Origin of the sequence: Bradyrhizobium neotropicale, from assembly GCF_001641695.1 — a bacterium.
In the GTDB taxonomy this organism is placed as follows: Bacteria; Pseudomonadota; Alphaproteobacteria; order Rhizobiales; family Xanthobacteraceae; genus Bradyrhizobium; species Bradyrhizobium neotropicale.
This window is the reverse complement of record NZ_LSEF01000037.1, coordinates 110,702-128,859: the sequence shown is the minus strand read 5'-3', so window position 1 is coordinate 128,859 and position 18,158 is coordinate 110,702. Positions and strand designations below refer to the sequence as shown.

General features: G+C 64.2%; 16 protein-coding genes and 2 pseudogenes. 4 read left to right on the top strand and 14 right to left on the bottom strand.

The features are described from left to right. The 3 genes and pseudogenes from AXW67_RS11190 to AXW67_RS11180 form a co-directional block, all read left to right on the top strand. Window positions 1-320 (top strand): annotated as a pseudogene (locus tag AXW67_RS11190) (hypothetical protein); the annotation flags it as partial. A 258-nt stretch (window positions 321-578) separates the two neighbouring features. Beyond that, window positions 579-1,703: a DUF2336 domain-containing protein gene (locus AXW67_RS11185; protein WP_063677926.1), complete on the top strand. Its 1,125-nt coding sequence runs from the start codon at window positions 579-581 to the stop codon at window positions 1,701-1,703. A gap of 30 nt (window positions 1,704-1,733) precedes the next feature. Then, window positions 1,734-1,985, top strand: coding sequence for a hypothetical protein (locus AXW67_RS11180; protein ID WP_027551363.1), 252 nt, complete (start codon window positions 1,734-1,736; stop codon window positions 1,983-1,985). 217 nt (window positions 1,986-2,202) lie between these two features. Here the strand turns inward: AXW67_RS11180 and AXW67_RS11175 are convergent, their stop codons facing one another. The 8 genes and pseudogenes from AXW67_RS11175 to AXW67_RS11140 form a co-directional block, all read right to left on the bottom strand. Beyond that, window positions 2,203-2,439 (bottom strand): hypothetical protein, encoded by a 237-nt coding sequence (locus tag AXW67_RS11175; protein ID WP_063678043.1) that lies wholly within the window; start codon window positions 2,437-2,439, stop codon window positions 2,203-2,205. 508 nt (window positions 2,440-2,947) lie between these two features. Beyond that, window positions 2,948-3,310 carry a hypothetical protein gene (locus tag AXW67_RS11165; RefSeq protein WP_063677924.1) on the bottom strand — a complete coding sequence of 121 codons (363 nt, stop codon included), beginning with the start codon at window positions 3,308-3,310 and terminating at the stop codon, window positions 2,948-2,950. A gap of 132 nt (window positions 3,311-3,442) precedes the next feature. Beyond that, window positions 3,443-3,541 (bottom strand): annotated as a pseudogene (locus AXW67_RS43925) (HAD family hydrolase); the annotation flags it as partial. Window position 3,542: 1 nt separating this feature from the next. Next, a complete protein-coding gene (locus AXW67_RS11160; RefSeq protein ID WP_063677923.1) occupies window positions 3,543-5,441 on the bottom strand; it encodes a caspase family protein in 1,899 nt (632 codons plus the stop codon). 185 nt (window positions 5,442-5,626) lie between these two features. Beyond that, window positions 5,627-5,899, bottom strand: coding sequence for a hypothetical protein (locus AXW67_RS11155; RefSeq protein ID WP_063677922.1), 273 nt, complete (start codon window positions 5,897-5,899; stop codon window positions 5,627-5,629). Between the two features lie 145 nt (window positions 5,900-6,044). Next, window positions 6,045-6,467 carry a hypothetical protein gene (locus AXW67_RS11150; RefSeq protein WP_027551358.1) on the bottom strand — a complete coding sequence of 141 codons (423 nt, stop codon included), beginning with the start codon at window positions 6,465-6,467 and terminating at the stop codon, window positions 6,045-6,047. A gap of 247 nt (window positions 6,468-6,714) precedes the next feature. Then, entirely contained in the window at window positions 6,715-7,578 is an 864-nt protein-coding gene (locus AXW67_RS11145; RefSeq protein ID WP_063677921.1) for an SDR family oxidoreductase, read from the bottom strand. A gap of 85 nt (window positions 7,579-7,663) precedes the next feature. Next, window positions 7,664-7,951: a DUF1127 domain-containing protein gene (locus AXW67_RS11140; RefSeq protein ID WP_063677920.1), complete on the bottom strand. Its 288-nt coding sequence runs from the start codon at window positions 7,949-7,951 to the stop codon at window positions 7,664-7,666. Between the two features lie 285 nt (window positions 7,952-8,236). Between AXW67_RS11140 and AXW67_RS11130 the strand changes: the two genes are divergently transcribed. Next, window positions 8,237-12,184: an AfsR/SARP family transcriptional regulator gene (locus AXW67_RS11130; RefSeq protein WP_063677918.1), complete on the top strand. Its 3,948-nt coding sequence runs from the start codon at window positions 8,237-8,239 to the stop codon at window positions 12,182-12,184. Window positions 12,185-12,354: 170 nt separating this feature from the next. Here AXW67_RS11130 and cax read toward each other — a convergent pair whose 3' ends face one another. The 6 genes from cax to fumC form a co-directional block, all read right to left on the bottom strand. Beyond that, window positions 12,355-13,458, bottom strand: coding sequence for a calcium/proton exchanger (cax, locus tag AXW67_RS11125; RefSeq protein ID WP_063677917.1), 1,104 nt, complete (start codon window positions 13,456-13,458; stop codon window positions 12,355-12,357). An 80-nt stretch (window positions 13,459-13,538) separates the two neighbouring features. Further along, entirely contained in the window at window positions 13,539-15,410 is a 1,872-nt protein-coding gene (gene feoB / locus AXW67_RS11120) for a ferrous iron transporter B (RefSeq protein WP_063677916.1), read from the bottom strand. Between the two features lie 21 nt (window positions 15,411-15,431). Beyond that, entirely contained in the window at window positions 15,432-15,707 is a 276-nt protein-coding gene (locus AXW67_RS11115) for a FeoA family protein (RefSeq protein WP_027551353.1), read from the bottom strand. Between the two features lie 117 nt (window positions 15,708-15,824). After that, on the bottom strand, window positions 15,825-16,097 hold the full coding sequence (locus AXW67_RS11110; RefSeq protein WP_063677915.1) for a ribbon-helix-helix domain-containing protein: 273 nt from the start codon (window positions 16,095-16,097) through the stop codon (window positions 15,825-15,827). Continuing rightward, the gene (locus AXW67_RS11105; protein ID WP_027551351.1) at window positions 16,094-16,282 is read right to left on the bottom strand and encodes a DUF4169 family protein; all 189 of its coding nucleotides are present in this window, start codon (window positions 16,280-16,282) and stop codon (window positions 16,094-16,096) included. Before AXW67_RS11105 ends, AXW67_RS11110 begins: the two co-directional genes overlap by 4 nt. 278 nt (window positions 16,283-16,560) lie before the next feature. Continuing rightward, the gene (gene fumC / locus AXW67_RS11100) at window positions 16,561-17,991 is read right to left on the bottom strand and encodes a class II fumarate hydratase (protein ID WP_063677914.1); all 1,431 of its coding nucleotides are present in this window, start codon (window positions 17,989-17,991) and stop codon (window positions 16,561-16,563) included. Window positions 17,992-18,158: the final 167 nt, after the last annotated feature.

Sequence of the window (18,158 nt, the reverse complement as noted above, 5' to 3'; positions counted from 1 at the left end):
GGCTGGACGCCATCGAGCGCGGCGAGCCGCCGCCGGCCACCGCGGCGCTTCCGACCCTGGTCGCTCCGGACGCGGCGCCCGGGCCGGCGCCGGCCAACATACCGTTGCCGGGCCAGGATCCGCGCCGTATCCCGCAAAAGCCGAAGGCCGCTCCGACGCCGAAGGCGCAGCACGCAGCCCCCGCGACACAGGGCCCGCCGATCGCGAGTCAGCAGGTCGCCCCGCTGCCGCCGCCGATCGAGGTGAGGCCGGCCCCGGGACCGCCGCCGCCAAGGCCCAAGCCGAAGCCGCCGCTGGTCCTGACACCGTCGAATCCCTGAACGAACTTGAGTTGAATTGAGGCTTCACGGAAGCCCGGCCATGACGCCGGGGAGGCTTCAGCGCTCCAAGCTCTTGCGTCAGATGAGCGCCTTGCGCGGCGGTGAATTCATTCCCCCGCATTTTAATGAAAATTGGTCGGCAAAACTGATTTGCCGATTTTACCGAATTCTCGCGTTTGACGGCTAGCGTCAGCTCAAGAGGAATTCGGCGTCTTGCCAACAGGGGCAGGATCGCTCGCCAAGAACTGGGGTTATCGCATGAACGGGGCGAAATCGCTTCTGCAGGATCTGGACGACGCGATCGCGCGGGGCACGGATGAAAGCCGCGCGCGCGCGCTGTGGCACGCGACCGATCTGTTGATCACCGGTCGCTACAGCGACGACGAGATCAGCATGTTCGGCGAGGTCATCGGCCGGCTCGCCGATGAGATCGAGGTCGCCGCGCGCACGCAGCTCTCCGAGCTGATGGCGGCGTGCGATCACGCGCCGCTCAACGTCATCGAGCAGCTCGCCTTCGACGACGAGATCGATGTCGCCGGCCCCGTGCTGCGCGACTCCACCCGGCTCGACGAGAAGGTGCTGGTCAGGAACGCCATGACCAAGGGCCAGTCGCATCTTCTCGCGATCTCGCAGCGCCAGTCGATCGGCGAGGCCGTGACCGACGTGCTGGTCAAGCGCGGCGACCAGGAGGTCGTGACCGCCGTCGCCAGGAACGAGGGCGCGCGCTTCTCGGGCTCGGGCCTGCTGCACATGGTCAGGCGCGCCGAGGGAGATTCGATTCTTGCCGAACAACTTGGCCTGCGCAAGGACGTGCCGCGGCACATCTTCCAGCAGCTCATCGCCAAAGCGTCGGAGGACGTCCGCCGCCGGCTCGAGACCGAGCGTCCCGAGATGATGGCGCAGATCCAGAGCTCGGTGACCGAGGTCACCGGCGACCTGCAATCCAAGTTCGGTCCGTCCTCGCGCAGCTACTTCGTCGCCAAGCGCGTGGTGACGACGCAGTACCGCCAGGGCAACCTCAACCAGGATTCGATCTCGAACTACGCGCGCCAGCACCGCTTCGACGAGGTGCAGATCGGCCTGTCGCTGCTGTCGTCGCTCCCCGTGGACGTGATCGAGCGCGCGCTGATGGACCGCAACCGCGAGATGCTGCTGGTGCTGTGCAAGGCGCTCGATTTCTCCTGGCAGACCACGATGTCGCTGCTGTTCCTCGGCGCCAAGGATCATCTGATCACGGCGCGGGACCTCAACGACAGCGAGCGCGAGTTCGGTCGCCTCAACATCGAGACGTCGCGCAGCATTTTGAAGTTCTACCAGTCGCGCAAGAACAACGCGGCCGCCGACCCCGCCGCGGGTCGTCAGGCCGAGCTCCAGATGCACTAAACATCGGGAATTGGCAGGGGAGAATTTGCCATGTTGCCTCAGTTCGGCACCGCAGCCCGCAAGAATCCGAACAAGAATCTCAACAAGGCTGTTTCCGCCGATGCCGGCGGCGCAGCCCCGGAAAAGGCGTCGGTGGACGCCGCCTGGCTCGTGCTGGAAGCCGCCAACGATCTCGGCGATCAGGCCGCAGTCGAGGCCTGCCGCCGCGTCATCGACGCCGAGCTGAACGGCACCGTCGCCGGCGCCTCGGACCTCGATCTCGTGCTGGGGTATTTCCGCTAAGAGTTAGGAGTCCGTAGGGTGGGTTAGCCGCGCGGCTGCGCGAAGCGCAGTCCGCTCGGCGTAACCCACCACTTCTCTCACAGCCCGGATAGAAGTTGGTGGGTTACGCCTCCGGCTAACTAACCCACCCTACGAGCTCACTTCGTCGAATGTTTCGCAAGAACAGGAAGGCCCCGCTTCCGCGAGGCCTTCCAAGCCCGATGATTGCGGGACTGCGTTAGTCGTCCCAGTAATGTCGGCGGATCACCACGCCGCGATCGTAGTCGCGATGGTACCAGCCATGATGCCAGCCGCGGTCGTGATCGTAGAAGCGTGCGCGCGGACCATCATAGCGATCGCCGTAATAGCCGCTGTCGCCGCCGATATAGACGCCGACGCCGCCCGCGTTTGCGATGGTCGGGGCACTGACCGCAAGCGTCGCAATCGCTGCAAGAGCGTAAGTGAGCTTGTTCATCTGTTCCTCCTCTGCATCGTTGGTGCGGGGGTCAACGGCTGCCGGCATCAGCCGTTGCAGGAACCAGGCAGGAACTTTTTTGAATGGCTGTTCAGCTTTCGGCGAATGACACCTTCGGATGGGTGCGGTCGAGGCCATGCTATCGTACCACCTGGGATAGCATCCGCTATCCCCTGGAATCCGGGAGAGATAGCCATGAAGACCTTGTCGCTCGTCGTCGCGGTACTCGCTGTCGCAACCCTGTCAATGTCGACGGCAAATGCTCAGTACAAATGCTCCTGGAGCGGCGGGACCATTTCCTCCGTTCCGTGCGCCAAACGCTATGCTGTCAATTACGAAGCGTGCCGGAAATACGTCGTGGACCATGGCTCGTCGGCGAGTGACGCCATGTGGTGGTGCACAAGCCAGGGCTACACAAAGTAATAGGGCTACACCAAGCGATTTGATGTCGACCACAAGCAAGAGGCCGCCCCCGGTGGGCGGCCTCTTGATTTCAGATGTTGGCTGATCAGCCGCAATTCCAGATCGGGCCGATCGGCGTCCGCGTCCAGCACGGACCGAAGCTGCCGCCATTGTAGCGGCCGTTATAGATGCCGGGCCGGCCGAAATAGTGCCATTCGCCGTCGTAGTACCGGTAATAGCGGGGGACCGGGTCGATGTACCAGGGGCGCCGGTTGTTGCGCGCGACGCGCCACGTCGGGTCCTTCTGCGCATAGAGCGGCTGGCTGTTGCTCGGCGGCTGGCGATAGCCCGGCAGGAAGCCGTAGCCGTGCCAGCGCGGCGCGGGCCGCTTGTGAACGGGATCCGCCGGCGCGATCGAGGGCAGCAGCGACAGAACGATGGCAAGGGATAGACACATAAGGCGGGACATCGTCCGACCATACGCAGCCGATTGCCGGAAAGCGATTCAAATCCGAGTGCGCAGGTCTTTGCCGGTCGCTTCTGTTTGCCAAAACGTTGCCGGCTGGACAAGTTCAGTGACCGAAAACGGAGTCTATCCGTCGAGCGCACGCAGCGCCGCTACGCTGCTTGCGACAATGACCGGCTGCGAATCGACGAGCGTTCCGTCGAGGTCCAGGAGTACGGAGCGGGCTGGGGACATGCTACCTGCAAACTTCAACCAATCCGCCCATGCCGTTGCCCGCATATGCAGAGCCCGTGCTCCCCGATCCGGGCGCTGCGCTGGATCGTTCCAGCCTGCATCCGGATCTTACGGGTCGACATCCGGCTTGGCCGCAGATGATCTGGCCGCTCGCCTGTGGCTTCGATGGCGCTGCTTCCGTCTGCTTACGATCCGCATCGCGCGACTTTTGGTCCTCGCGTGCAACGGGCTTCTTCTCCGGCACCTTCTCGCATTCGTTGTCGTCGTTGACGCGGTATCCCGCGCGACAGGTGATCTTCACGCAGGCGTCGCCGTCGGCCCTGAAACCGTGATCGCAGACCAGCGGGCAGACGCGGCCTTGCTTGGCCTTGATCGCGTCCAGCGCGTCGAAGCTCGCGAGCTTCGCATCGAACTTCGTCCCGGCATATTTGTTGAACAGCGTCAGCGAGCGCTGCGACGTCGCGTTCCAGTCGCCGTCGCCAGTTCCTGTCAGACATCCGACACGCCGCAACTCGGATTGGACCAGCTTCGCCATCTCCGGAGGCGAGAGAGTTGGTTGCGATGAGGTCGGCGCCAGAGCGGCAACTTTCTGTTCGCTCTCGCTCTTCACCTTCATCTCCGCCGCCTGCATCTCTGCGGCCTGCTTCTCCGCGGCTTGCTTGGCCGCCAGCTCCGCAGCTGCCTTCTCATTCGCGATCTTGTCGGCGAGGGCCTTTTCGGCGGCCTGCTTTTCGGCAACCGCCTTGGCGACGGCTGCCTCGGCCTCCTTGCGCCGCTGTTCGGCCGCTGCGGCCTTGGTCTCCTCGATCTGCTTTGCCTTTTCGGCGGCGAGGCGAACGTCCTCGGCGGCCTTGGCTGCGGCCGCGGCCTTGTCCTGCTCCGCCTTCTGCGCGCGCTCGCTCGCGAGACGGGCCTTTTCGTCCTCGGCCTGCCGGGCTTTCTCTGCGGCGGCGGCCCGCGCTTCCTCTGCTGCGATCCGGCTCAACTGCCCTTTGGCGAGGCTGGCGTAAAACCCATCGGTGTATTTGGCGAGGAAAGCGGTCCAGACCTCTCGCGTGCCGATCTGCAACGCCAACTCGTAGTCGCGGCGCACCGCATCATCCGGGCTCGCCTGCGGTCCCGTGGCGGCCGGTTTTGCCGGGACCAATGGCACGTCCTCGCCACCAAGCGAGCCGTAGACGTAGGGCTCCTGCCTGTAGCTCGTGTTCTTCAAGACATCGTCGCGGACGAAGCCGAATGCTTTTCGCAGGTCGAGACCGGGTGTAGGCAGCCGCTCGACGAGAGCGGCCGTGAACGGGCTGTTTTTGGAATCGCCGTCCGAAGCCGTCGACCCCGCCTTCGCGGCGAACGCGATCATCGTGTTCGGGCTGGTCGGCTCGATCTTGGCAAGGCCGCGCCCGATGGCGCGGGCGGCGACCGTGCGCTTCATGGTCTTGGCGAAGGGATTGTCGCGGCAGGCATCCAGAATGACGAGCCGAAGCTGCTTGGCGGGTTCGACCGTGGCCAGCACACGGTCAAGCGCAAAGGCCTCGTCGTAGACGTCCGTATCGACCTCGAGAACCGCATCGGTCGGGATGAGGTAGTTGTTCCCGTCGATCTCGATCCCGTGCCCGGCGTAGTAGATCACGGCGACCTCGGCATCGCGCGCCCTCATTCCGAACTCGCGCAGCGCCTTGCGCATCTCGGGAGCACCGAGGTCGACCTTGACCTCCACGTTCTCGAATCCGGCCTTCCCCAACATGCCACCGACCAGAGCGGCATCGTTCACGGGATTGGCGAGCTTCGGCACGTTCTTGTAGGCGGAGTTGCCAATCACCAACGCGACGCGGCGCTCGGCATGGGCCGAGCCGCAGGTGAGCCAGATGAAAAAGAACAATGAAAACCAGCGAAACGCGCCCATCGCAGCCCCGAACAATATGTGCGCAGCCTATGCGGAACCTGCCGAAAGGCAAGCATCGGCTCTGTGACGCTGGTCACTGCATGATCGCTTTGGGGCGGTTGCAGACGCAAACGCGGGCCCCGGCGTGGACCGAGGCCCGAAGCTATTTTCCGGCAAGAAGCGCTCTGCCTGGGACGAAAGCTGCGTCAGCGGCAGACGTAGGTGCCGTTCACCAGCACGCGGACGCATGCCGTGCCGGCAGCGGCGGCTCCGACGGCCGCGCCGCCGACCACCGCGCGCCGGGTCGTCCTGCGCGCGACGCCTGCGACGCTCACCGGCGTCAAAGGACGTCCCACTCTTGCCTCGGCACTCGAAATGGCAAGTGACAAGCCATCCTGTGGCGACCATTCGATCGAACCCGTGCCGCAAACCAGGATGGCTGCTACGAACAAAATCAGTCTGACGCGCGTGTGTCTCATTCTGGAATCCTCCCCTCCAACTTGGTTCAGGATATCCAGCATTCCCTTTGGGTGGACCTGTTGCTTGATCCACATCAACGTGCCCGGCGGTTCGGCGGTCTGCAAGCGATGAGCTGTGGCACGAAGTGCATAGGCCGGGCGCCGATCACCAGGGCCGGAATCCGAACCATGCAAATTGTGGCCGCGCCCACGGATCCATCTGCGGCTTCACATGTCGCTTCGGCCTTGTCGCGACGTGTTGCGGCTTGCGTTGTCGCTTGCGATCGACGGATTCGGGCGGACGGGGCAGCATCGCCAATGCATTCGCTGCTGCCGACGTCTCCGCGCGGACGACAGGTGGCGCGATCGGGGCCGCCGCGATCGCGGTGGCCGTATTCGATACGACAGGCGCAGCCGAGGTATCCAAGACCACACGCTCGGGCAATTTTTGTTCGGAGTGAATGCGTATGGTCGGCCGGTCCGCAGCCGCGTCCCGAACGGTCGGCGCCCTGGGCAGACAAAAGTCCGCGACGAAGAGAAGGGCGAGCAACAGCGCGCCGATCTTCCAGAAATATGCCGCCAGCGGCATGTCGGTCGCTCCGTGCCCCCCCGAGTCTGGGCCCAGTCGGCGACGATGTCTCAACGATTGTTGGTTCTTACCCGTGGAGGTAGATTGATCTGGATCAAGCCCTCGAAGTCATCTTCGCGATGGTGCGCTCGCGAAGCGTCCAGTGCCCAATTCTTCGATCGTGGCATCGTGCCGCTGTTTTGCCCGACATGTCAAATGGCTCGGCAGGATGTGCCAGCCATCATGACCTGTAGCGGCCTGGAATTCGTTAAAATTTGATATCGAGCTCGGAATGTTTTTTCGCGTCGGCGAGCCACTCTTCGTCGGTTGCGGCACCCAGATGGACCCACTCTTCGTCTGTTTTGCTCTTGCGCCAGTTGATGAGCGTCGCTCCGTCGGCTCCGGCCGGGTTTCGGAGCTTGGTGCTCTTGCCTTCCACGATATCCTGGATGGTCCTGGCCACATCGAACGGCGAGGTCGGTCTGCCGAGTGATGCCATGAAATAGGCCGCCATCCGTCGCCCATGCATGGAGTAGGGGCTCGGAGGCGGGGCGGGCCTCGGCGTCGTCGTCATCGGTGTTGCGATCACGCCCGGCTCCACGATGGCAACGCGGACGTTGAATGGGCTGAGCTCTTGCGCGAGGCACTCGCTCAATCCTTCGAAGGCCCATTTTGACGCGGCGTAGGGCGCCTGCGGCGGCATTCCGAACTGGCCTGCCACCGAGGTTATGTTGACGATGCAGCCGCTTCGCCGCTCTCGCATCGAGGGCACGACAGCCTGGATACAGCGCAGGCTGCCGAAGAAGTTCGTTTCCATCACTTGCCGGAAGAACGCGATCGGCGTCTCTTCGACATAACCCCGTCCCAGAATTCCCGCGTTATTGACCAGCGCGTCGATGTGGCCGGCCTCCTTCAGGATCCCGCCGAACGCTTCGTTGACCGAATTGTCGCTGTCGATGTCGAGCTTCACGAGCCTGAGCGGAAGGTTCTCCTTTGCGGTGACCTCCCGAAGCTCGCCGCCCTTATCGAGATTTCGCATGCCCGCAAAGACGACATGTCCGCCGCGCGCCAGAGTGATTGCGGTTGCAAGACCGATTCCAGTACTTGTCCCGGTGACGACGACAACAGCCATGCCAGCCTCCGCTCCAGTACCGCAGCCAAATATTGTCCAGGAAGCAGTCGATCCCGGCGACGTTAGTTACCGATCGTCGCCCCGGTCATTGTACCAAGGGACAGTTGGGAAGGCGATCTTGCACAGGCCCTGACGGCTCACGATCGTCCGATCGGACGCCTCGCGGATCAACGGAGGTGTTCGCGGCGACGTAGTCGATCTCGCCGCGGGAGATGCCCATGTCCAGGAGCTCCCGATCGGACAATCCCGACAGGTCGCCGCGCAACCTCTGGCGCTGTTGATGGGCCAGCAGCGTCGTCCAATACCTCCGGAGCAGGCCTGAGACATGTCGCGTTGGTGCCGCCGTCCGTCTCAGCTCGATGAGCGTACTCATTGTGACATCTCCTCAGTCCTCGGGAAGTCCCAGCTCGTCGATTATCGGCAGTAACGAGCCACCGGTGCAGCAAACGCTGAGCACGATGAGTGCCGCGCGCACGATCAAGCGAAGCTTGCGCATGGCTTCCTCCATTGGGCGGGGCTGAGCGGCCTCAATGGCCGTCTCCCTGTCCGGAAGCATGCTATCGATGCGCCGCAATCGACCTGTGGTTCGCAGCGTGATAGGATCGCAAAATCATCGATCCGGGCGCATGTTGGCGTCCTCAGCTCGCGTGCGACCGGTATGGCGAAGGTCAATCTCGCACTGCTGGGTGGTTTTCGGCTCCAGACCAATCTCGGCGAGCCGGTCCCGCTGTCGACCAAGAAGGCCGGCGCATTGCTGGCTTATCTGGTGCTCCACCCGGGTCAGGCTCAAGCGCGGCCAAAGCTTGCCGCGCTGCTTTGGGGCGATCGCACCGAGGCTCAGGCACGCGACAGTTTGCGACAGGCGCTCAGCCTGCTGCGCAAGGCGCTGTCGCACATCGATTCACGGGCCCTGGTTGCTCACGAGGATGCGATCGGCTTCGAACCCACCGCGTTGACAAGCGATGTCGTCGCTTTCTGCGATCTGGCGGCGCGACAGGATGTTGGCAACCTCGAGCAGGCGAGCGCACTCTATGGCGGCGAGCTTCTCGACGGTTTCGAGGTGCCGGCTCCCGAGTTCGAGAGCTGGATGCGCGCGGAACGCGAGCGCTTCCGCGAGCTGGCGCTCGAAGCGATGACCAGTCTGCTCGACCATCATCTGTCGAATGGTTCGGTCGAGCGCGGCATTCACATCGCGGCCCGGCTGCTGACGGTCGACCCGCTTCAGGAGCGTATCCATCGCACATTGATGGAGCTCTATCACCGACAGGGCAGGCACAGCGCCGCCCTTCGCCAGTACCGCACCTGCGCGGATTTGCTGACCAGGGAGCTGGGAATTGAACCGGACGCCATCACGAAGGCCTTGCGCCGCGAGATCCTTCGCGAGTGGAACCAGCAGCAGGATGTGATCCCCGGCGATGAGGCGGCGCCGCGTCCTCCTGACGAGAGCGATGTGGAAGCGCCGGCAACGCCGCGCGCGCCGGAGCGGCGTCAGGTCACGGTGCTCGCCTATGATCTTGTCGGCACGAGCGCGCTCGCGGCCCAAATCGATCCGGAAGAGTTGGAGGCCTTGATTGCCGCCTATCGGCGCTGCTGCACGCCGATCGTCTCTCGCGCCGGCGGCGTGATAGGCAAATTGTCCGGGACCGAGATGGTGGCCTGTTTCGGGCATCCACAGGCGCACGAGCACGACATCGAATGCGCGGTTCGTGCGGGTCTTGCGCTCGTCGATGCAGTCTCCCGGCTTGACGGTGTCAGCCTCGGCCCCCTGCAGCTGCGTGCGGGTATCGCAACCGGGCCAGTCGTCTTCGGTGATGTCCTTGGCGATGGTGCGGATCAGCAGGTCATTGCCGGCGAAGCGGTGCAGCTTGCAAGCGGCCTGCAAAAGGTCGCCGCGCCCGGCACCGTCTTGATCGCAGCGAGCACGCGCCAGTTCGTCGGCAATCTGTTCGACTGCAACGACCTTGGCGAGTTGGTACTCAATGGCGTCCCTGAGGTGGTTCGGGCCTGTCACGTGCTGGGCCCGAGTGGCGTCGACAGCAGGTTCGAAGCCTTGCGCGCGGCGACGACGCCGCTCATCGGGCGCGAGGAAGAACTCGACCTGTTGGAGCGCCGATGGCGGCATGCGACGGAAGGGGAGGGGCGCGTGGTGCTGCTGGCGGGAGAGCCGGGGATCGGCAAGTCGCGGCTGACGGTGGAGCTGCAAGACCGGCTCCGGGAAGAATCGCACGCCCGGCTGCCGCACTTCTGCTCGCCTCACCACCGCGACAACGAGCTCTATCCGATCATCAGCCAGCTGGAACGGGCCGCCGGGTTTCGTCGCGACGAAACCGATGAGCAGCGGCTGGACAAGCTGGAGGCCGTCCTTGCTCCGACGACGAACGAAGCGCGCGACGCCGTACCATTGATCGCGAATCTGTTGTCGGTAACATCCGCCCGCCACCCGCCGCTCAATCTCACCCCACAGAAGCGCAAGGAGAAGACGCTACAGGCGTTGCTCGCCCGGCTGGAGGGGCTGGCCGCGCGTGCGCCGGTGCTGATCGTGTTCGAGGATGTCCATTGGATCGACCCGACGTCGCTGGAATTGCTGGACCTGATGGTCGAGCGGGTCGCGACCATGCCGGTTCTGCTCGTCATCACGTTCCGGCCCGAGTTCGCGCCGGCGTGGATCGGTCGTCCGCAGGTCACTCTGCTCGCGCTCAGTCGTTTGCCTCCCGCCCAGCGCGCCCAGATGATCGTGGCGCTGACAGGCGGCAGGGCGTTGCCCCAGGACATACTCGACCAGATCGTCGATCGTACCGACGGCGTGCCGCTGTTCGTCGAAGAGCTGACCAGATCCGTCATGGAGAGCGGCGTTCTGGACGAGGCCGGTGGTCGCAACGGGGCAGGCGGACAGGTGATCCCGCTGGCGATCCCGTCGACATTGCAGGCCTCGCTGCTCGCGCGGCTTGACCGTCTGCCCGAAACGCATGAGGTCGTGCAGATCGGCGCGGCCCTTGGCCGATCGTTTTCTCACGAGCTGATTGCTGCGGTCGCTCGGCTGCCACAGCATCGACTCGATGATGCCCTTGCCCGACTGGTGGAGGCCGGGCTGATCTTCCGCCGCGGTATTGCCCCCGACGCGGAGTACACGTTCAAGCACGCTTTGGTGCAGGACGCGGCCTACGGGACGCTGTCGCGCACCCAGCGCCAGCTCCTGCATGGCCGCATTACCAAGACGCTCGAAGAGCAGTTTCCCGGGACTGTCACGGCCCATCCGGCGTTGCTCGCCCATCACAGCGAGGCGGCCGGTTTGACGGGAAAGGCGGTCGGCTACCTCAGGCAGGCCGGCCAACAGGCGATTGCGCATGCGGCGATGACCGAGGCGGAGACACAGCTGCTCAAGGGCATCAGTCTTCTCGAAGGCCTGCCCGAAGGTCCCGAACGCCGTCGCCACGAGCTGCGATTGCAGATCGCTCTTGGCTCGGCGTGGTTTGGCACGCGCGGCGGCGGCTCAGTCTCGGCAGGTGAGGCCTTCGACCGCGCCCGCGAGCTCTGTGCGGGACAGGAGCAGGCCGACGAGCTCCCGACCATCCTCACCTGTCAGGCCGTCAATCGCTTGTATCGTGGCGAGCCGCGGTCTGCGTATCAACTGTCCGACGAACTCCTCGATCTCGGCAGGTCTTGGCAGGACAAGGCTTCGCCTGCCTTGCGATGGACGTCCAATGCGATCACGTCCGTGGCGCACTATCTGAGGGGACAAAACGGATTGTGGCTGGGTGAATTCGCATCGGCTCGCGCAGATACCGAGGAGGCACTTCGTCTTCTCGACCCGGCGCGCCTGCCTGGCAACTGGATGATTGACGTTCAGGCGGTCCTGCTTTCGGTCAGCATGGGATCGCTGACAGGTCTCGGCTATCTGGATCAGGCGCGTGCGCGCCGCGACGAGGCACTGGCGCGAGCCCGCGAGGTCGATCGGGTTGCCACGTCCGTCGTCATATTCGCGAACGCCGCCATTTGCGATGCGTGCATGGAGACCGATCCTGCGGTCCTGCTGGATCAGGTCTCGAAGTTGGAGGCCTACTCGACCCAACACGGATTCTTCTCGGAGTACGAGAAGTTCGCCAAGTGGCACCGCCAATGTTACCTGATTGCGCTTGGCCGGAGCGAGCCGGCAAGGCTACATGCAGAGTTCCCCGCGGAATTGCACGCCGAACGCCGCTACCTCTACAAACCGACCTGGTTCATGTCCCTAGCCGAAGCACTTGGGAAAATCGGCCGGTCGAAGGATGGGCTCGACGAACTGGACAAGGCCGAACGCGAAATGGAGGTGACCGGAGAGCGTTGGGCGGAAGCGAACCTGCACCGTATCCGCGGAGAGTTGCTGGTCGACATCGGCGATGCTGCGGCAGGGGAAGCAAGTCTCCGACGCTCCATCGATCTTGCATGCCGCCAAAGCGCGAAATTGTGGGAGCTCCGCGCGGCCACAAGCCTCGCCCGCCTCTGGCGCGGCCAGGAAAAGCGCGCGCAGGCGCGCGATCTGCTAACGCCAGTCCATGCCTGGTTCACCGAGGGGCTCGACACGCCGGTCGTGCAGGCCGCGAGAATTCTGCTGGAGCAGCTCGCCTAGCAGGGCTAGCGATGATGCCATCGTGCCGCTGTTTTGCCCGACGTGTCAAATGGCTTCGCAGAATGTGCCATCCGTCATGACTGGTGGCCTCGGCTACTTTGCATGGGGTTGTTTTTCATATTTTTGTTGGACCCCATCAGCCGGTCCGCCATGTCGGCCCTGATGCGCTCCTAGACCGGGCCGGCCGAGCCGGGCGGGATCATGTAGAGCGTCATCGCGAAAATGGCGTAGATGAAAAGCAGGAGAGCACCGATGAACCAGGCTGAGCGTCCGCTATTGCTCACGAAGCATGTGACCACGGTGGCGATCATGACCATGGTCACCGCGCCGGGCCAGAATTGAAGGTCCATCGGCTGCGGCCCGATGACATAGCTGAGCAGCACGAGGACGGGCGCGACGAACAGGGCGATCTGGGACGCGCTTCCCAGTGCGATGCTGACGCTCATGTCGAGCCGATTCCGGCGTGCCGCAGAGAACGCAACGGCCATCTCGGCTGCCGCGCCGACAAGGGCAACCACGATGAAGCCGACGAAGGCCGGGCTCATGCCGAGCGTTTCGGCCGCCTTCTGCACCGACTCCACGAAAATTTCACTGACGAGCGCGACCAGCACGGTCACGACGATCAGCGTCGGCACGGCAACCCCGATCGGCAGCACCGGTCCGGCCGCTTCGCCGTGGTCCTGGGTGGCGAACAGCTCCTTGTGCGTCTTCAGCGAGAAAAACAGGCTGAGACCGTAGGCAACAATCAGGAGAAGCGCCAAGGCTGCGCTCAACCGATGTACCGCCGTCTCCCTGCCGGGGAATTCGAGGTCAGCCACGGCGGAAGGCGACAACAGGGCGATCGTGGCCATCAGCAGCAGCGCCGAATAGAGGCGTCCGCCCGCCCGGTTGTAGTCCTGCACGTGGTGCCTCAGTCCGCCCAGCAGCAGGGACGCGCCGAGCATGAACAGCGCGTTGGTCACGATCGCACCGGCGATGGAGGCCTTGACCAGCATGTATTGACCGGCGTGCAGGGCCGTCACCGCGATGATGAGCTCGGTCAGATTCCCAAGCGTGGCATTCAGAAGCCCGCCGACGGCATCACCGGTCTTCTCGGCGACGGCTTCCGTCGCGTGGCTGAGCAGGCTCGCAAGCGGAACGATGGCGATCACGGCGAGGATGAAGAGCAGCGTGTGCGCATCCGGCATGAAGTGCTCGAGCGCGATCACCACCGGCACGAAGACCAGCAGCCACAGGAGTGGACTGTGCCGGATTTCCTTCAGCAGCGGATTCATGGTCCGTCCTCTGTGCTCTGAGGCGGACCTTGATGCCGGGGACAAGCCGGGCGTTGATCTAGCTCAATGAGCGCAAGGAGCTACCCCGCGCCGAGCGCGACGGCGACGTTGTACGTCAAAAAGCTCGCGGCATAGGCGAGCACCAGCATGTAGGTGAAGGTCACCGCCATCCAGGTCCAGCTTCCGGTCTCGCGCCGGATCACCGCCAGGGTCGAGGCGCATTGCGGCGCGAAGATATACCAGGCCAGCATCGACAGCGCGGTCGCGAGCGACCATTTCGTCGCCAGCACCTGGCCGATCTGCTCGGCCGCTTCCTTGCCGCCTTCGATCGCATAGACGGTGCCGAGCGCCGCGACCGCGACCTCGCGCGCCGCCATGCCCGGGATCAGGGCGACGGCGATCTGCCAGTTGAAGCCGACGGGCGCGAGCAGGGGCTCGATCGCCTTGCCGATGATCGCGGCGAGGCTGAAGTCGATCGCCGGCTCGGTGGCACCTAGCGGCGGCTGCGGGAACGAGGCCAAAAACCAGATCAGCACCATCATCGAGAAGATCGTGGTGCCGGCGCGCTGCAGGAACATCTTCGCCCGCGTGAAGATGCCGATCGCGATCGATTTCAAGCGCGGCATCTTGTAGTCGGGCAGCTCCAGCATGAACGGCGCCGGCGCATAGTCGCGCAGCATGAAGAACTTGATCAGGAACGAGACGAGAAGCGCGCTGATGATGCCCATGGCGTAGAGGCCGAACATCACGAGGCCCTGCAGGTTGATGAAGCCCCAGACCTCTTTCGCCGGAATGAAGGCGGAGATGATCAGCGTGTAGACCGGAATGCGCGCCGAGCAGGTCATCAGCGGCGCGATCAGGATCGTGGTCAGGCGGTCGCGCTTGTTGTCGATCACGCGCGTCGCCATGATGCCGGGGATGGCGCAGGCGAAGCTCGACAGCAGCGGAATGAAGGCGCGGCCATGCAGGCCGGCGCCGCCCATGATGCGGTCCATCAGGAAGGCGGCGCGCGCCATGTAGCCGAAATCTTCCAGGAGCAGGATGAACAGGAAGATGATGATGATCTGGGGCAGGAACACGATGACGCTGCCGACGCCGGAGATCACGCCGTTCTGCAGGAAGCTCTGCAACAGGCCGGCGGGCAGGGTGTCGTGCACGAGCTCGCCGAGCGCATCGAAGCCGGAATTGAGCAGTTCCATCAGTGGCTGCGCCCAGGCGAACACTGCCTGGAACATCACGAACAGGATCAGCGCGAGCACCAGGAGCCCGCCGACGGGGTGCAGCACCACGGCATCGATCCGGGCGGTCCAGGTGTCGGGGCGGCTCGGCAGGCTGACGCAGTCGGCGATGATCCGGTCGGCTTCGCGCTGGGTGGCGCGCAGCTCCGAGACGCTGAGCGCGCGCCACTTGTTCTCCTGGGGCTCGGGGTCGAGCTCGGCCGAGATCTCGTCGGTCAGCCTCAATAGGTCGGCAGTACCGCCCTTGCGGACCGCGATCGAGGTGACCACGGGCACGCCGAGCTCCTTGGCGAGGCCTTCCACGTCGACCGTAATGCCGCGGCGGCTCGCGATGTCGAACATGTTGAGGACCAGGATCAGCGGCCGACCGGTCCGCTTGAGCTCGAGCAGGAGGCGGATGGTCAGCCGCAGATTGGTCGAATCGGCCACGCACAGCACGAGATCGGGCATGCTCTCGCCGGAGGCCTTGCCGAGCACGAAGTCGCGGGTGATCTCCTCGTCCGGGCTGCGGCCGCGCAGCGAATAGGTGCCGGGGAGGTCGACCACCGAGACCTGGCGTCCCAAGGGAGTGACGAAGAAGCCTTCCTTGCGCTCGACGGTGACGCCCGGATAGTTCGCGACCTTCTGCCGGCTGCCGGTCAGCGCATTGAACAGCGAAGTCTTGCCGCTGTTTGGCGTGCCCACCAGGGCGAGATGCAGCAGGGGTGCTTCCATGAGATCAAAGGTCCGGCCGCGTCACGCGACGATGATGGCCATGGCTTCGCGACGACGTACCGCGATCGTGATGTTGTCGACGCGGACGGCGATCGGGTCGCGCCCGACGATGCCCTCGTGCAGGATCTCCACCCGAGCGCCCTCGACGAAGCCGAGCTCGATCAGCCGGCTCTCGAGCTCGATGTCGGGCAGGGCCGAGGCTGCGTCCCTGGCGGAAAGGTGCTGAATGACGCCGGTGTAGCCGCGCTGGGCCAGACCCAGCGGGATTTGCGAGCGCGTGTCATTGTCGTCGGTCATGCCCTGTATTTTCAACGCGGGGCATTGAGGTCAAGCCGGCTCGGCCTGCCCCGGTCGCACCTTAGAGTGATTATAAAGTGTGAGCCGGCGAGACACGGCCGGCTCGGTCTCTGGCGCTTACTGAGCCGCGACCTTCTGCTCGGCCGGGACGGCCCCGGCCCCGGCACCGGCCCCTGCGCGGTTCTTGAAGTAGTCGAGAACGAACAGGCGGATCGCCGACGACAGGTTGCCTTGCTGGCGAGCGCCGTCGATCTCCCCCACGAGCTCGGACAGCGTCATGTTGCGCAGGCCGGAAATCTCTTTCATGCCGTTCCAGAACGCCTCTTCCAGGCTGACGCTGGTCTTGTGGCCGGCGACGACTATCGATCGTTTGACGACGGGCGATTTCATGGCTGTTCCTCGCGCTCGATCAGATGCTGGTCCAGTTGCTCCTTCGCCTGCGCCTTGCGCTTCTCCTCCGCCGTGCGCTCGGCCTTGGTACGGCCGAACTTCGTCCGGTTGGCGTCCGCCTGTTTGGCCGAGGCTTCCCGCTCGGCCCGCTTCCTGAAGCGGTTCAGGTTGATGACGTTCCCCATGGCGCGTCTCCATCACCCGATCCTCGGCGGGCGCGATGAAATATTCAGAAACAGGGCACGGCAATGTGCCCGATAAGATTTGATTGTCATTCGCTCGTCCTCGTCAATCGGCCCGATGGACCATCAAACGATGAATCTGGCCCCGGGAAGGGGTGAGAGGGTTGCGGTAGCACGCATCCCCCCCGAAACATTGACGGTAATCAAATCCTTCCCATTAAACTCATATAAATATGCTGTTTTGGGTCCGTATCATTACGGATGACTATCGGAATTCGGAATTACCCCGGACGGGTCATCTTCCCGGGCTGCACCAGGCGGTCGAACTCGTCCGCCGACACGAATCCAAGCCGTAGCGCCTCCTCCTTCAGCGTGGTGCCGTTGGCGTGCGCCGTCTTCGCCACCTTGGCCGCGTTGTCGTAGCCGATCTTGGGTGCGAGCGCGGTGACCAGCATCAGCGACCGCTCCATCAGCTCCTTGATGTGCTTCTCGTCGGCGCGGATGCCGCTGACGCAATGTTCGGTGAAGGAGCGCGCGGCGTCCGCCAGGAGGCGGATCGAGTGCAGCATGTTGTAGGCGAGCACGGGCTTGTAGACGTTGAGCTCGAAATGACCCTGGCTGCCGGCGACCGTGATCGCGGTGTGATTGCCGAACACCTGGCAGCACACCATCGTCATCGCCTCGCACTGGGTCGGATTGACCTTGCCCGGCATGATCGAGGAACCGGGCTCGTTTTCCGGCAGGATCAATTCGCCGAGTCCCGAGCGCGGGCCTGATCCGAGCAGGCGGATGTCGTTGGCGATCTTGAACAGCCCCGTCGCCACCGAATTGATCGCGCCGTGCACCAGCACATAGGCGTCGTTGGAGGCCAGCGCCTCGAATTTGTTGGCGGCGCTGGTGAAGGGCAGCTTGGTAATGCCAGCCACGTGCTTGGCGAACAGCTTTGCAAAGCGCGGCTTCGAGTTGAGGCCGGTGCCGACGGCCGTGCCGCCCTGCGCCAGCGGATGGAGATCCTTGACCGCGACCTTGAGCCGAGCGATGCCGCTTTCGACCTGCGCGGCGTAGCCGGAGAATTCCTGTCCGAGCGTCAGGGGCGTCGCGTCCTGGGTGTGGGTGCGGCCGATCTTGACGATCTTCGCGAACTCATTCTCCTTCTTGCGCAGCGCGCGGTGCAGCTCGCCGAGCGCGGGGATCAGGTCGGCGGTGATGCGGCTTGCTGCGGCGATATGCATCGCGGTCGGGAACGAGTCGTTCGACGACTGGCTCATGTTGACGTGATCGTTGGGATGGACCGGCTTCTTGGCCCCGAGTTCGCCGCCCAGCAGCTCATTGGCGCGGTTGGCGATCACCTCGTTGAGATTCATGTTGCTCTGCGTGCCCGAGCCGGTCTGCCACACCACCAGCGGGAAATGATCGTCCAGGCTGCCGGCGATCACCTCGCGCGCAGCGCGGATGATGGCATTGGCCCGGCGCTGATCGAGCAGGCCGAGCTCGCGGTTGGACTGCGCAGCGGCCAGCTTGACGATGCCGAGCGCATGCACCAGTGCGATCGGCATGCGATCCTGCCCGATACGGAAGTTCTGGCGCGAGCGTTCGGTCTGCGCGCCCCAATAGCGATCGGCGGGGACCTCGATCGGGCCGAAGCTGTCGGTCTCGACGCGGGTTGCGGAGCGGCGTGAGGGGCGGGTGGTCTTGTCCATGAGCATATCCATTCTGCCGCGCGAGAATGCGCGGCCTTTCGGTTGCTCATCTATATAGGCGGTTTGCCTGCGTGTGGCGGTCGCGTTCCGGATCTAGATCATTTCTTGCGGAAACGATCGAGGCGCACGACCTCGGCGCCGCCCTGGCTCGGCGGCGTCGGCTCGTCCGCGGTCTCGGC

What these genes read in the sequence shown, in the direction of transcription:
- AXW67_RS11185 (WP_063677926.1), top strand. Translation starts at nt 579, where the DNA reads ATGAACGGGGCGAAATCGCTTCTGCAGGATCTGGACGACGCGATCGCG.
- AXW67_RS11180 (WP_027551363.1), top strand. Translation starts at nt 1,734, where the DNA reads ATGTTGCCTCAGTTCGGCACCGCAGCCCGCAAGAATCCGAACAAGAAT.
- AXW67_RS11175 (WP_063678043.1), bottom strand. Translation starts at nt 2,439, where the DNA reads ATGAACAAGCTCACTTACGCTCTTGCAGCGATTGCGACGCTTGCGGTC.
- AXW67_RS11165 (WP_063677924.1), bottom strand. Translation starts at nt 3,310, where the DNA reads ATGTCCCGCCTTATGTGTCTATCCCTTGCCATCGTTCTGTCGCTGCTG.
- AXW67_RS11160 (WP_063677923.1), bottom strand. Translation starts at nt 5,441, where the DNA reads ATGGGCGCGTTTCGCTGGTTTTCATTGTTCTTTTTCATCTGGCTCACC.
- AXW67_RS11155 (WP_063677922.1), bottom strand. Translation starts at nt 5,899, where the DNA reads ATGAGACACACGCGCGTCAGACTGATTTTGTTCGTAGCAGCCATCCTG.
- AXW67_RS11150 (WP_027551358.1), bottom strand. Translation starts at nt 6,467, where the DNA reads ATGCCGCTGGCGGCATATTTCTGGAAGATCGGCGCGCTGTTGCTCGCC.
- AXW67_RS11145 (WP_063677921.1), bottom strand. Translation starts at nt 7,578, where the DNA reads ATGGCTGTTGTCGTCGTCACCGGGACAAGTACTGGAATCGGTCTTGCA.
- AXW67_RS11140 (WP_063677920.1), bottom strand. Translation starts at nt 7,951, where the DNA reads ATGAGTACGCTCATCGAGCTGAGACGGACGGCGGCACCAACGCGACAT.
- AXW67_RS11130 (WP_063677918.1), top strand. Translation starts at nt 8,237, where the DNA reads ATGGCGAAGGTCAATCTCGCACTGCTGGGTGGTTTTCGGCTCCAGACC.
- cax (WP_063677917.1), bottom strand. Translation starts at nt 13,458, where the DNA reads ATGAATCCGCTGCTGAAGGAAATCCGGCACAGTCCACTCCTGTGGCTG.
- feoB (WP_063677916.1), bottom strand. Translation starts at nt 15,410, where the DNA reads ATGGAAGCACCCCTGCTGCATCTCGCCCTGGTGGGCACGCCAAACAGC.
- AXW67_RS11115 (WP_027551353.1), bottom strand. Translation starts at nt 15,707, where the DNA reads ATGACCGACGACAATGACACGCGCTCGCAAATCCCGCTGGGTCTGGCC.
- AXW67_RS11110 (WP_063677915.1), bottom strand. Translation starts at nt 16,097, where the DNA reads ATGAAATCGCCCGTCGTCAAACGATCGATAGTCGTCGCCGGCCACAAG.
- AXW67_RS11105 (WP_027551351.1), bottom strand. Translation starts at nt 16,282, where the DNA reads ATGGGGAACGTCATCAACCTGAACCGCTTCAGGAAGCGGGCCGAGCGG.
- fumC (WP_063677914.1), bottom strand. Translation starts at nt 17,991, where the DNA reads ATGGATATGCTCATGGACAAGACCACCCGCCCCTCACGCCGCTCCGCA.